General features: G+C 61.1%; 13 protein-coding genes. 6 read left to right on the forward strand and 7 right to left on the reverse strand.

Annotation, left to right across the window (positions count from 1 at the left end):
- Window positions 1-18: 18 nt before the first annotated feature.
- Together ACRAWE_RS23290 and ACRAWE_RS23295 are read left to right on the forward strand one after the other, a co-directional pair.
- Complete coding sequence (locus ACRAWE_RS23290) at window positions 19-792, forward strand: CHAD domain-containing protein (protein WP_432525945.1); 774 nt, start codon at window positions 19-21, stop codon at window positions 790-792.
- Window positions 793-896: 104 nt separating this feature from the next.
- Complete coding sequence (locus tag ACRAWE_RS23295; protein ID WP_211129772.1) at window positions 897-1,568, forward strand: DUF3313 domain-containing protein; 672 nt, start codon at window positions 897-899, stop codon at window positions 1,566-1,568.
- Window positions 1,569-1,629: 61 nt separating this feature from the next.
- Here the strand turns inward: ACRAWE_RS23295 and cysE are convergent, their stop codons facing one another.
- The 5 genes from cysE to ACRAWE_RS23320 form a co-directional block, all read right to left on the reverse strand.
- Window positions 1,630-2,451, reverse strand: a complete 822-nt coding sequence (gene cysE / locus ACRAWE_RS23300; RefSeq protein WP_004931135.1) for a serine O-acetyltransferase — start codon at window positions 2,449-2,451, stop codon at window positions 1,630-1,632.
- A 103-nt stretch (window positions 2,452-2,554) separates the two neighbouring features.
- Window positions 2,555-3,574, reverse strand: a complete 1,020-nt coding sequence (gene gpsA, locus ACRAWE_RS23305) for an NAD(P)H-dependent glycerol-3-phosphate dehydrogenase (protein ID WP_019452219.1) — start codon at window positions 3,572-3,574, stop codon at window positions 2,555-2,557.
- Window positions 3,574-4,044 (reverse strand): protein-export chaperone SecB, encoded by a 471-nt coding sequence (gene secB / locus ACRAWE_RS23310; protein ID WP_004931139.1) that lies wholly within the window; start codon window positions 4,042-4,044, stop codon window positions 3,574-3,576. Before secB ends, gpsA begins: the two co-directional genes overlap by 1 nt.
- 57 nt (window positions 4,045-4,101) lie before the next feature.
- Window positions 4,102-4,350: a glutaredoxin 3 gene (grxC, locus tag ACRAWE_RS23315; protein WP_019452217.1), complete on the reverse strand. Its 249-nt coding sequence runs from the start codon at window positions 4,348-4,350 to the stop codon at window positions 4,102-4,104.
- Window positions 4,351-4,378: 28 nt separating this feature from the next.
- Window positions 4,379-4,813, reverse strand: a complete 435-nt coding sequence (locus ACRAWE_RS23320) for a rhodanese-like domain-containing protein (protein WP_015379424.1) — start codon at window positions 4,811-4,813, stop codon at window positions 4,379-4,381.
- 297 nt (window positions 4,814-5,110) lie between these two features.
- On the opposite strand from ACRAWE_RS23320, the gene gpmM reads away from it, so the two are divergent.
- The 3 genes from gpmM to ACRAWE_RS23335 are packed head-to-tail and all read left to right on the forward strand — an operon-like array spanning window position 5,111 to window position 8,955.
- Window positions 5,111-6,655: a 2,3-bisphosphoglycerate-independent phosphoglycerate mutase gene (gene gpmM, locus ACRAWE_RS23325; protein ID WP_432525946.1), complete on the forward strand. Its 1,545-nt coding sequence runs from the start codon at window positions 5,111-5,113 to the stop codon at window positions 6,653-6,655.
- A gap of 9 nt (window positions 6,656-6,664) precedes the next feature.
- The gene (gene envC, locus ACRAWE_RS23330; RefSeq protein WP_432525947.1) at window positions 6,665-7,999 is read left to right on the forward strand and encodes a murein hydrolase activator EnvC; all 1,335 of its coding nucleotides are present in this window, start codon (window positions 6,665-6,667) and stop codon (window positions 7,997-7,999) included.
- 2 nt (window positions 8,000-8,001) lie between these two features.
- Window positions 8,002-8,955: a divergent polysaccharide deacetylase family protein gene (locus ACRAWE_RS23335; RefSeq protein ID WP_432525948.1), complete on the forward strand. Its 954-nt coding sequence runs from the start codon at window positions 8,002-8,004 to the stop codon at window positions 8,953-8,955.
- A 41-nt stretch (window positions 8,956-8,996) separates the two neighbouring features.
- Here ACRAWE_RS23335 and tdh read toward each other — a convergent pair whose 3' ends face one another.
- Together tdh and kbl are read right to left on the reverse strand one after the other, a co-directional pair.
- Window positions 8,997-10,022, reverse strand: coding sequence for an L-threonine 3-dehydrogenase (tdh, locus tag ACRAWE_RS23340; protein WP_016929697.1), 1,026 nt, complete (start codon window positions 10,020-10,022; stop codon window positions 8,997-8,999).
- Window positions 10,023-10,031: 9 nt separating this feature from the next.
- Window positions 10,032-11,228: a glycine C-acetyltransferase gene (gene kbl, locus ACRAWE_RS23345; RefSeq protein WP_004931154.1), complete on the reverse strand. Its 1,197-nt coding sequence runs from the start codon at window positions 11,226-11,228 to the stop codon at window positions 10,032-10,034.
- A gap of 240 nt (window positions 11,229-11,468) precedes the next feature.
- Here kbl and rfaD point away from each other — a divergent pair, with 240 nt between their 5' ends.
- Entirely contained in the window at window positions 11,469-12,398 is a 930-nt protein-coding gene (gene rfaD / locus ACRAWE_RS23350; protein ID WP_063918322.1) for an ADP-glyceromanno-heptose 6-epimerase, read from the forward strand.
- The last annotated feature ends 10 nt before the right edge of the window (window positions 12,399-12,408 follow it).

Genomic DNA, 12,408 nt, shown 5'->3' on the forward strand with positions numbered 1-12,408 from the left:
TCTTTCCAGGAACGGTACATGGCTTTCGTCGAAGATATTGTCACCCAGCTTCGTCGGCTCGAGCTGGCGCTGAACGCGGCGCTGTTGCGGCTGCAGCAAGCGCCTGACAGCGAAGCGCTGCACGACTTGCGCGTCTGTCTGCGGCGCATTCGCAGCCTGTTGCGCCCTTTGCGCGGCAGCCCCGGCGCAACGCGGCTCGATCGGGCCGCCGCCGAGTTAGGCAGGCTCACGACGCAGCTGCGCGATCTCGAGGTGCTGATCGCCGAACTGGTGCGCCATCGCCTGGATTGGCAGGCGAACGCGCGCCAGAGCGATTTTCAGGCCCGCTGCCGCCAACTGCTCGCCCATCCGCAGCTCATCGATTTTCCTTCGCTGCTGCATGCCTGGCCGCGCCGCTTTCGAAGCACTGCGCGGCCCGCCGCCAAACACCGTCTGAATCGACGCCTGCAGCGCCAGCAACGACAACTGCACCGGGCGTTGGCCGATACCGGCTACGATCGCCACCGCCTGCGGCTGCTGATCAAACGCCTGCGCTACGCGGCCGAAGCCTATCCGCAACGCCTCCCCCTCTCTCCCTGCGCAGCGGCAAGTCTGAAAGCGGCGCAAAACGCCCTCGGCGAGTGGCACGACCGAGAAGTCTGGTGCCTGCAGGCCGAACACCAGGCGGATCTCTGGCCATTGTTGCCCCAGTGGCAAGCCGAGCAACGCCAGGCACTGGCCAGAGCGGATGCCGTACTCGCCGCCTTATCACCGGCGCTAGCGGCGAAAACCGGCGGCGTATCACGATCCTGATAAAAGTCCGCGACAGGGCACGCCCGGCCCCGAAAACGCCCGCTGCGGCGCAGATAATGCGCTATGTTTTTTAAGGGTAATCACCACTCATCATAGGAAAGCATATGAAGAAACCACGCTTGAGCGTTGCCATGGCGGTTATGGCAGCGGGCCTGTTGCTGGCGGGCTGTTCGTCCAAAGTCACCCAGACATCTCAATATTCGGGCTTCTTGTCCGATTACAGCAAACTGCAGGAAACCACCTCGCCAAGCGGCCATAAAACGCTTCGCTGGATAGACCCAAGCTACAAGGAATCCAACTATCGCGGCCTCTACTTCCAACCGGTGGTCTATTTCCCGGCGGAGAAACCCACGGCGCGAGTCAGCCAGGAAACGCTGAACAAGATTAAGGCGTATGCGACCCAGCGAATTAAAACTGCGCTGCAGAACCGCTTTACCATTCTGCCAAGCCCGGCTGGCTCGCGCGTACTGGTGGCCAAGCTCGCCATCACTGCCGTTTCAGCCGAAAACGAAGACATGAAGTTCTATGAAGTGGTGCCTGTCGCCGCCGTGGTCGCCAGCACCATGGCCGCCACCGGCCACCGGACGCAAAACACCACGCTGTATATCGAAGGTGAGTTGATCGATCAGGATACCGGTAAAACGGTGATGGAAGTGGTGCGCAAGGCCTACGGCAAAACCGTCAGCAACGACAGCTCACCGGTCACGGCGGAAGACGTCAAGGCGGCGATCGACGACATCGTCACCGATATCACCAACTTCCCGAAACAGGGCTGAACGCGGTTTGAAAAACACAGGGGGAGCCGAAGCTCCCCCTGAATGGCTCAGCCAGCGGCGCTCAAATGCCGTCGCCGTACTCGAAACCGTGATTGGTGCCGTTGAAGTATTGGTCCATGTCCATCGACGGCGTATCGCTCTCCGGCCGCCCGACGATGCGCGCCGGCACCCCGGCGGCGGTGGTGTGCGGCGGTATCGCCTGCAAGACCACCGAGCCCGCGCCGATCTTCGCGCCCTTGCCCACTTCGATATTGCCGAGAATTTTGGCGCCGGCGCCAATCATCACCCCTTCGCGGATTTTCGGGTGACGGTCGCCGCTGGTTTTACCGGTACCGCCCAGAGTGACCGACTGCAGGATAGAGACGTTGTTTTCCACCACCGCCGTTTCACCGATCACGATGCCGGTAGCGTGGTCGAGCATGATGCCGCAGCCGATGGTCGCCGCCGGGTGGATATCCACGCCGAAGGCGACGGAAATTTGATTTTGCAGGTAGATAGCCAGCGCTTGCCGACCTTGCTGCCACAGCCAGTGGCCGATGCGGTAAGCCTGCAGCGCATGGAACCCTTTCAGGTAAAGCAGCGGCGTGGAGTACTTATCGACCGCCGGGTCGCGCAGCCGCACCGCGAGGATATCGCGCGCCGCCGAAACGATCATCTGGTTGTCGGACTTATAGGCCTCTTCCACCACCTCGCGTACCGCAATCGCGGGCATGATCGGTGTCGCCAGCTTGTTGGCCAGCATATAGCTGAGCGCGCTGCCCAGATTCTCGTGCTTGAGCAACGTCGCATGGAAAAAGCTGGCCAGCATCGGTTCACAATCAGCCAGTGCTCGCGCTTCTGATTTAATGCTGTTCCAGACCTGTTCCAACTCTTCTGACGACATCACATTCCCCTCTGCCTTGCCAAACGGGCCGCTTCACACGGTAGCGCGAAGCGGCCCAGGTCATTTGCGGGGTCAGCATGCTGCCCCGGCATATCGTTTTATGTCACACGCTGGGCTTTTCGTCCTTTCGGGCGCGCCCCAGCAGGCTCAGCGCCGCTTCGCGGGCGTCTTTATGGCAGTAAAGCACCTGATAAATCTGTTCGGTGATCGGCATTTCCACGCCGTGCCGCTGCGCCAGCGCCAACACCTCTTTGGTATTGCGATAGCCCTCGACCACCTGACCGATGCTGTCCTGCGCTTCCTGCACGCCTTTGCCCTGCCCCAGCATAATGCCGAAGCGGCGGTTGCGCGATTGGTTGTCCGTGCAGGTTAGCACCAGATCCCCCAGCCCCGCCATGCCCATGAACGTCGAAGGATCGGCGCCCAGCGCAGAACCCAGACGGCTCATTTCCGCCAGCCCGCGTGTAATCAACGCGGTACGAGCGTTGGCGCCGAAACCGATGCCGTCGGACATGCCGGCGCCGATGGCGATCACGTTCTTCACCGCGCCGCCAAGCTGCACGCCGATGAAATCGGGGTTGCTGTAGACGCGGAAGCTCTTGCCGCAGTGCAGCAGCCGTTGCAGATCGTCGGCGAACTGCGCATCGGTCGCCGCCAGCGCGATCGCCGTCGGCAGGCCGGCGGCCAGCTCTTTGGCGAACGTCGGCCCGGAGAGCACCGCCAGCGGGATCGCCTCGCCCAACGCTTCACGCGCCACGTCCTGCAGCAAGCGGCCGGTTTCCGCCTCCAGCCCTTTGGTGGCCCATACGATGCGGGCGTCCGGGCGCAGATGCGGCTTCAGCTGGCGCAGCACGTCGCCGAACACGTGGCTCGGCACCACCACCAGCACGTCGCGGCTGGCGGCCAGCGCACGCGCCAAATCGGCTTCAAGCAACAGCGTATCGGGGAAAGGAACGTCGGGCAGAAACGCCTGATTGCAGCGATCGTGCTGCAACGTTTGAATTTGCGCGGGGTTATGTCCCCACAACACCACGGGATGGCCGTTACGCGCCAGCGTAATGGCCAATGCGGTGCCGTACGAGCCGGCACCGATGACAGTCATTGAAGCATTGACGGTGTTCATCAGGCATCCTGATGTGGTGCGGCACCTTCGCCTTCCGCCTGCTGCTGCAGATAGTTCATGAACAGCGCGTCAAAGTTGACCGGTGCCAGGTTCAGCTGCGGGAAGGTACCGCGGGAAACCAGGCTGGTGATGCACTCGCGCGCATACGGGAACAGGATGTTCGGGCAGTACGCGCCCAGGCAATGCGCCAGCTGCGTGCCTTCGATGCCTGCTACCGAGAAGATGCCCGCCTGCTGCACTTCGCACAGGAACGCGGTCTCTTCGCCCAGGGTCGCCGTCACGGTTACGCGCAGTACCACTTCATACACTTCGTCAGCCAGCTGGCTGGACGCGGTATCCAGATCAAGTTTAACTTCCGGCTGCCATTCCTGCTGGAAAACCTGCGGCGCGTTCGGCGCTTCGAAGGAGATGTCCTTGGTATAAATACGTTGGATCTGGAAAGCCATTTCAGTGCTGTTTTGTTCTGACATGTGAGTAATACCCTTGGTTAAACGTCCTTATTGACACTCGATGAACCGGCAAGCGGCTTAAAGCAGCGGATCCAGGCCGCCGCGAGCATCGAGTTCATATAAATCATCACAGCCGCCGATATGCCGGCCGTCGATGAAAATCTGCGGCACGGTGGTGCGCCCGCTGCGCTCGATCATCACTTCGCGCTTGGCGCTATCGCCGTCGATGGCGATCTCGTTAAACGCCGCGCCCTTGCTGTTCAGCAGCGCCTTGGCGCGATGGCAGAACGGGCAGGTCGCTTTGGTGTAGATATCAATGTTAGCCATGGATTGCCACCTCAAATAGGTTAAACGGTTACTTACCGCGCACCAGCGGCAGGTTTTCTCCGCTCCAGCCGGCAATGCCGTCTTTCAGCATAGTCACCTTTTCAAAACCGGCCTTGCTCAGGTTCTCCGCCGGCTCGCGGGAGGCGGTGCCGTTGGCGCACACGACGATGATCGGCTGCGCTTTGTGTTTTTCCAGCTCGCCCAGGCTGCCGTTTTTGATTTCGCTGGCGGTCAGGTTGATGGCGTTGGCCAGGTGACCACGGCGGAAATCGTCGCGGCTGCGGGTGTCGACCACCACGGCTTCTTCTTTGTTGATCAGGCGAATAGCTTCACCGCGGGCGATCTCTTTGACCTTGGAGAAACGGCTTTTGAACGTCATGACGATCACGGCGACCAGCAGAGCGATCCAAGCCAGGCTCAGAATAGGGTGTCTGCTTACGAATGGCATAATTTCTTGCAGCATGGGGTGTAACAACTCCCGTCAGTTAAGGGATAAATAAGTCAAGGTTCCAGAGTATACCTGCCGAGTGCGGCAAATACAGCCAATAAGCAAGCGCGATTGTAGAAACTGCGGGCTGCGCTGAGAAATTCCCGACGTCAGAGCATAAAAGCCCGCGCGATTCGCCGCAACCTTGATCTCTTTGGGCTATTTATCGCCGGCGGCGGTGTAAAATCAGCCGGTTTTTCGAGGGCGAATAGTCATGCTTGCGGCGGGCGCATGGCTATTCGCAGCTTAAAAAGTTCATAAGAGGTCAATGCAATGTCGAGCAACAAAAAACCGATGGTACTGGTGATCCTGGACGGTTACGGCCACCGTGAAGAGCGGGAGGACAACGCGATCCTGAACGCCGGCACCCCGGTGATGGATCGCCTGTGGAAGGAGCAGCCGCATACGCTGATCGCCGCTTCCGGGCTGGATGTCGGCCTGCCCGACGGGCAAATGGGCAACTCCGAAGTCGGTCATGTCAACCTGGGCGCCGGGCGCATCGTGTATCAGGATCTGACCCGGCTGGACAAAGCGATCGCCGACGGCGACTTCTTCGCCAACCCGGTGCTGACTGCCGCCGTCGACAAGGCAGTGGCGGCCGGCAAGGCGGTGCATATCATGGGCCTGCTGTCGCCGGGCGGCGTGCACAGCCACGACGAGCACATCCTGGCCATGATCAAGCTGGCCGCCCAGCGCGGCGCCAAAGCCATCTATCTGCACGCCTTCCTCGACGGGCGCGACACCCCGCCACGCAGCGCCGAAGCCTCGCTGCAACGCTGCCGCGATGCCTTCGCCGCGCTGGGCGTCGGGCGCATCGCTTCGCTGATCGGGCGTTATTACGCGATGGACCGCGACAACCGCTGGGATCGCGTGCAGCTGGCCTATGACCTGCTGACCGCGGCCAAAGGCGACTACCTGGCCGACGATGCGGCTGCCGGCTTGCAGGCCGCCTATGAACGCGGTGAAAACGACGAGTTCGTCAGACCGACCGTCATTCGCGCCGCCGGTGAGGCCGATGCCGCGATGCAGGACGGCGACGCGTTGATCTTCATGAACTTCCGCGCCGACCGCGCGCGCCAGATCACCCGCGCCTTCGTGAACGCGGATTTTGACGGTTTCCCGCGCGCCAAGCGGGTGCAGTTCGGCGATTTCGTGATGCTGACCGAGTACGCTGCCGACATCGCGACCGCCTGCGCCTATCCGCCGGCGTCGCTGGCCAACACCTTCGGCGAATGGCTGATGAAGCACGACAAAACCCAGCTGCGCATCTCGGAAACCGAAAAATACGCCCACGTCACCTTCTTCTATAACGGCGGCGTGGAAGCGCCGTTCAAGGGCGAAGACCGCGTGCTGGTCAATTCGCCGAAGGTCGCCACCTACGATCTGCAGCCGGAGATGAGCGCCGCCGAGCTGACCGACAAGCTGCTGAGCGCCATCCGCAGCGGCAAATACGACGCCATTATCTGCAACTACCCGAACGGCGACATGGTGGGGCATACCGGCGTGTATGAAGCGGCGGTCAAAGCGGTGGAAACGCTGGACGCGTGCATCGCTCAGGTGGTTGACGCCGTGCGCGACGTCGACGGCCAGCTGCTGATCACCGCCGATCACGGCAACGCCGAACAGATGCGCGATCCGGCCACCGGGCAGGCGCACACCGCCCACACCAGCCTGCCGGTGCCGCTGATTTACGTCGGCAAACCGGCGCGGGCGGTCGAAGGCGGCAAGCTTTCGGACATCGCGCCAACCCTGCTAACACTGATGGGAATGGAAATCCCGCAAGAGATGACTGGTAAGCCGCTGTTCATCGTGGAATAATCCTTCTCCATGAGGGAGAAGGCGTTTTTTGCACTATCAAGGGTAACCCGAAGCGCAAACGCAGGCAGCCGACCGCTGCCTGAACGCACCGCGCCAAGGACGTTCACCGCCATGTGCGCCAGCGTATTTTGCGCTGGCGTCTTGCTGTTGCCGCTCGCCGGCCAGGCGGCGGAAGACAATAAATCCCAGCTGAAAGACATCCAGCAGAGCATCGCCGAGAAAGAAAAAGCGGTGAAGCAGCAGCAACAGCAGCGCAGCTCGCTGCAGGATCAGCTGCGTCAGCAGGAAAAAACCATCGCCCAGGCCAGCCGCCAGTTGCGCGACACCCAGGGCACGCTCACCCAGCTGGGCAAGGATATTTCCGGCCTGAACGCCTCGATCGCCAAGCTGCAAAAGCAGCAGTCGACCCAACAAAACCTCCTCGCCAAACAGCTCGACGCCGCCTTCCGGCAAGGGCAGCACAGCGCCGTGCAGCTGATCCTCAGCGGTGAAGAAAGCCAGCGCAGCGAACGTATTCTGGCCTATTTCGGCTATCTGAACGAAGCGCGTCAGAAAACCATCGAAGAGCTGAAGCAGACCCGCGCTGAGCTGGCGAAGCAAAAAACCACGCTGGTGGCCAAACAGGGCCAGCAAAAAGCCCTCCTGGGCGAGCAACAGACGCAGCAGCAGAAGCTGGAGCAGGCGCGCGGCGCCCGCAAGCAAACGCTGACCGCGCTGGAAGCCTCGCTGGAAAAAGACCAACAACGCCTGGTGGAACTGCGCCAGAACGAAGCCCGCATGCGCGACAAGATCGCCCGGGCGGAGCGCGAAGCCCGTGCGCGCGCCGAACGCGAAGCGCGTGAAGCGGCCAAGGTGCGCGAACAGGTGCGTATCAAGGAACAGCAGGCGAAGAAAACCGGCACCACCTACAAACCGAGCGAAGCCGATCGCTCGCTGATGGCGCGTACCGGCGGCCTCGGTCGTCCGGCCGGCCAGCTGATGTGGCCGGTGCGCGGCCGCACGCTGCACGGCTTTGGCGAACCGCAGCAGGGCGAGCTACGCTGGAAAGGCATGGTGATTGAAGCCCGCGAAGGCAGCGAAGTGAAAGCCGTCGCCGATGGCCGCGTGCTGCTGGCCGACTGGCTGCAAGGCTATGGCCTGATGGTGGTGGTCGAACACGGTAAAGGCGACATGAGCGTGTACGGCTACAACCAAAGCGCGTTGGTCAACGTCGGGGCGCAGGTGCGCGCCGGCCAGCCGATCGCTCTGGTAGGCACCAGCGGCGGCCAGGGAACGCCGTCGCTCTATTTCGAAATCCGTCGTCAGGGACAGGCGGTTAACCCACTGCCGTGGTTGGGAAGATAGATTTGCGCTATGTCAAAACCCGTACAGCTCTGTTAATCGGCTGTCTGCTGCAGGTTTACGCTGCGCAGGCAGGGAAACTCTCCATCGTCATCGATGACGTGGGCTACCGCCCTCACGAAGAAAACGCGGTGCTGCAAATGCCGACGGCGATCTCGGTCGCGGTGTTGCCCAACGCGCCGCATGCCCGCCTGATGGCCACCCGCGCCCACAGCCAGGGCCGCGAAGTCTTGATCCACATGCCGATGGCGCCGCTCAGCAAGCAGCCGCTGGAGCGCGATACTCTGCAGCCCTCCATGAGCAGCGAAGAGATCCAGCGCATCATCCGCAACGCGGTGAACAACGTGCCTTATGCGGTCGGCATGAACAACCACATGGGCAGCTCCATGACCTCCAGCCTGCCGGGCATGCAGAAAGTGATGCAGGCGCTCGAAAGCTATCGTCTGTATTTTCTCGACAGCATGACCATCGGCAGCAGCCAGGCAACCCGCGCCGCGGCCGGCACCGGCGTGAAAGTGATCAAACGCAAGGTGTTCCTCGACGATACCGCAAACGAAGCCGACATCCGCCGTCAGTTCAACCGCGCAGTCGAATTGGCGCGGCGCAACGGCTCCGCCATCGCCATCGGCCACCCGCGCCCGGCGACGGTGAAAGTGCTGCAGCAGATGCTGCCGTCGCTGCCCGCCGATATCGTGCTGGTCAAGCCGAGCGCACTGCTGAACGAACCGCAGGGCAACGGCGGCGGCAGCTACGTCCCACCGCCGGTTAAACCGCAGAAACCGCAGCCGAAGAACCCGTTCAGCGGCGGCATCAAGCAGTGCAAGGTCAAACCGCCGAAGGAAAGCACCAACGCCGGCACCGCGCTGGGCGTCATCGCCGACAGCATCGCCACTTCGCCGCCGGTGACCTTCATCAAGCGTCATTGGCAACACTGGACGCAAGCCAAACCGCAAGCATAAAAAAAGGGCCGGAATTCCGGCCCTTTTCACGTCTGCCGAGATTAATCCCAGCTCAGCACCACTTTGCCCGACTTGCCGGAGCGCATGGCGTCGAAGCCCTGCTGGAACTCGTCGATCGAGAAACGGTGGGTGATGATCGGGGTCAAATCCAGGCCGGACTGGATCAGCGCCGCCATCTTGTACCAGGTCTCGAACATTTCGCGACCGTAAATCCCTTTGATAAACAGCCCTTTGAAGATGACCTGGTTCCAGTCGATCGACATATCCGAAGGCGGAATGCCCAGCATGGCGATGCGCCCGCCGTGGTTCATCGCATTGAGCAGCGTGCGGAAGGCCGGCGGCGCGCCGGACATTTCCAGGCCGACGTCGAACCCTTCGGTCATGCCCAGTTCGGCCATCACGTCGCTGAGGTTTTCCTTGCTGACGTTCACCGCACGGGTCACACCCATCTTGCGCGCCAGTTCCAGACGGTATTCGTTAACGTCAGTGATCACCACATGCCGCGCGCCGACGTGTTTGCACACCGCCGCCGCCATGATACCGATCGGGCCTGCGCCGGACACCAGCACGTCTTCCCCGACCAGATCGAACGACAGCGCGGTGTGCACCGCGTTACCGAACGGATCGAAGATCGACGCCAGTTCGTCGGAGATGTTATCCGGGATCTTGAAGGCGTTGAACGCCGGGATCACCAGGTATTCTGCGAAGCTGCCCGGACGGTTCACGCCCACGCCGACGGTGTTGCGGCACAGGTGTGTGCGACCGCCGCGGCAGTTGCGGCAATGGCCGCAGGTGATATGCCCTTCGCCGGACACGCGATCGCCGATGCTGAAGCCTTTGACTTCCTGACCGATCGCCACCACTTCGCCCACGTATTCATGGCCGACCACCATCGGAACCGGAATGGTTTTTTGCGACCACTCGTCCCAGTTGTAGATATGCACATCGGTGCCGCAGATCGCGGTTTTGCGGATTTTGATCATGATGTCGTTGTGGCCCAGCTCCGGCTGAGGCACGTCGGTCATCCAAATCCCTTCTTCCGCTTTCAGTTTTGACAGTGCTTTCATGGTTTTACCTTATGCAATAACGCCAAGATCCTTACCGATACGTGTAAACGCCGCCACTGCGCGTTCGATTTGCTCCGGGGTGTGGTCGGCAGACATCTGGGTACGGATGCGCGCCTGGCCTTTCGGCACCACCGGATAGAAGAAACCGGTCACATAGATGCCTTCCTTGAGCAACGCATTGGCGAACTCCTGCGCCAGCTTCGCCTCACCCAGCATCACCGGGATGATGGCGTGATCGGCGCCGGCCAGGGTGAAGCCGGCGGCGGTCATTTTTTCGCGGAACAGCCGCGCGTTGGCCCACAGGCGATCGCGCAGGGCATCGCCCTCTTCCAGCAGTTCCAGCACTTTGATCGATGCGGCGACGATCGCCGGCGCCAGCGAGTTGGAGAACAGGTACGGGCGCGAACGCTGGCGCAGCCACTCCACCACTTCTTTCTTGGCGGCGGTGTAGCCGCCGGAAGCGCCGCCCAGCGCCTTGCCTAACGTACCGGTGATGATATCGACGCGGCCCATCACTTCGCAGTATTCATGAGTACCGCGCCCGTTGGCGCCGACAAAGCCTACCGCGTGGGAGTCATCCACCATCACCAGCGCCTGATATTCGTCCGCCAGATCGCACACCCCTTTCAGGTTGGCGATCACGCCGTCCATCGAGAATACGCCGTCGGTGGCGATCAGAATGTGACGCGCGCCGTCGGCTTTGGCCTGCTTCAGCTGCGCGGCCAGCTCGGTCATGTCGTTATTGGCGTAGCGATAGCGCTTGGCCTTGCACAGGCGCACGCCGTCGATGATCGACGCGTGGTTCAGCGCATCGGAGATAATGGCGTCTTCCGGGCCAAGCAGGGTTTCGAACAACCCGCCGTTGGCGTCGAAGCAGGAGGAGTACAGGATCGCGTCTTCCATGCCCAGGAAGGCCGCCAGTTTCTGTTCCAGCTGTTTGTGGCTGTCCTGAGTGCCGCAGATGAAGCGCACCGACGCCATGCCGAAACCGTGGCTGTCCATCCCCGACTTGGCGGCGGCGATCAGCGCCGGATGGTTGGCCAGGCCCAGGTAGTTATTGGCGCAGAAGTTGATCACATGGCTGCCGTCGGCGACGGCGATATCCGCCTGTTGCGCGGAGGTGATGATGCGTTCTTCCTTGAACAGCCCTTCACTGCGAGTGGCGGCAAGCTGTTGTTCCAACTGCTGATAAAAAGACGCTGACATTCGGTTATCTCCAGGATTGGGCTATTTGCGGCATATTTTACTGATTTGTAACCAAACTGACGAGAATGCGCGGGAGAGAATATTAAAATTGCAGCAGATATCACGGCAAAAAGCGGACTTCAATGGGAATGCGGGATATTCGGAGCCCTTACGCTGTTTGCCGCGGCATGAAATGCTATGATAACCGCCATTGAGCGTGGGGCATTGTGCTCCACCAGGCAGCTTAGCAGGGATAACCCAATGATTATCGTCACAGGCGGCGCCGGCATGATCGGCAGCAACATCATTAAGGCACTGAACGACAAGGGATATCGCGATATCCTGGTGGTGGATAACCTGAAAGACGGCACCAAGTTCGTCAACCTGGTCGATCTGGACATCGCCGACTATGTCGATAAAGAAGACTTTATCGCCAGCATCGTGGCCGGCGACGATCTGGGCGATATCGAAGCGGTCTTCCACGAAGGCGCCTGCTCCGCGACCACCGAGTGGGACGGCAAGTACATGATGGACAATAACTATCAGTACTCCAAAGACCTGCTGCACTACTGCCTGGATCGCGAAATTCCGTTCCTGTACGCCTCCTCCGCCGCCACTTACGGCGGCCGCGAAGAGTTCATCGAAGAGCGCCAATATGAAGCGCCGCTCAATGTGTACGGCTACTCCAAATTCCTGTTCGATCAGTACGTGCGCGAGATCCTGCCGGAAGCGGACTCGCAGATCTGCGGCTTCCGCTACTTCAACGTTTACGGCCCGCGCGAAGGCCACAAAGGCAGCATGGCCAGCGTCGCCTTCCACCTGAACACCCAAATCAACCGCGGCGAAAACCCGAAACTGTTCGCCGGCAGCGAAAACTTCAAGCGCGACTTTATCTACGTCGGCGACGTGGCGGCGGTCAACCTGTGGTTCTGGGAAACCGGCAAATCCGGCATCTTCAACTGCGGCACCGGCCGGGCGGAAACCTTCCAGGCGGTGGCCGACGCGGTGGTGGACTTCCACCAGAAGGGCGCGGTGGAATACATCGAGTTCCCGGAGAAGCTGAAGGGCCGCTATCAGGCGTACACCCAGGCCGATCTGACCAAGCTGCGCGCCGCCGGCTACGACGCACCGTTCAAAACGGTCGCCGAAGGCGTGAAAGAGTACATGGCCTGGTTGAACCGCACCGCATAAGCTGAAGGAA

It is taken from the genome of Serratia sp. BFP-2025 (assembly GCF_050880365.1).
Taxonomy (GTDB): Bacteria; Pseudomonadota; Gammaproteobacteria; order Enterobacterales; family Enterobacteriaceae; genus Serratia; species Serratia surfactantfaciens.

Excerpts from the sequence above, each read along its gene's own strand:
- cysE (WP_004931135.1), bottom strand. The coding sequence starts at position 2,451 with ATGTCGTCAGAAGAGTTGGAACAGGTCTGGAACAGCATTAAATCAGAA.
- rfaD (WP_063918322.1), top strand. The coding sequence starts at position 11,469 with ATGATTATCGTCACAGGCGGCGCCGGCATGATCGGCAGCAACATCATT.
- grxC (WP_019452217.1), bottom strand. The coding sequence starts at position 4,350 with ATGGCTAACATTGATATCTACACCAAAGCGACCTGCCCGTTCTGCCAT.
- ACRAWE_RS23295 (WP_211129772.1), top strand. The coding sequence starts at position 897 with ATGAAGAAACCACGCTTGAGCGTTGCCATGGCGGTTATGGCAGCGGGC.
- ACRAWE_RS23290 (WP_432525945.1), top strand. The coding sequence starts at position 19 with ATGGCTTTCGTCGAAGATATTGTCACCCAGCTTCGTCGGCTCGAGCTG.
- gpsA (WP_019452219.1), bottom strand. The coding sequence starts at position 3,574 with ATGAACACCGTCAATGCTTCAATGACTGTCATCGGTGCCGGCTCGTAC.
- ACRAWE_RS23320 (WP_015379424.1), bottom strand. The coding sequence starts at position 4,813 with ATGCTGCAAGAAATTATGCCATTCGTAAGCAGACACCCTATTCTGAGC.
- kbl (WP_004931154.1), bottom strand. The coding sequence starts at position 11,228 with ATGTCAGCGTCTTTTTATCAGCAGTTGGAACAACAGCTTGCCGCCACT.
- envC (WP_432525947.1), top strand. The coding sequence starts at position 6,665 with ATGAGGGAGAAGGCGTTTTTTGCACTATCAAGGGTAACCCGAAGCGCA.
- tdh (WP_016929697.1), bottom strand. The coding sequence starts at position 10,022 with ATGAAAGCACTGTCAAAACTGAAAGCGGAAGAAGGGATTTGGATGACC.
- gpmM (WP_432525946.1), top strand. The coding sequence starts at position 5,111 with ATGTCGAGCAACAAAAAACCGATGGTACTGGTGATCCTGGACGGTTAC.
- secB (WP_004931139.1), bottom strand. The coding sequence starts at position 4,044 with ATGTCAGAACAAAACAGCACTGAAATGGCTTTCCAGATCCAACGTATT.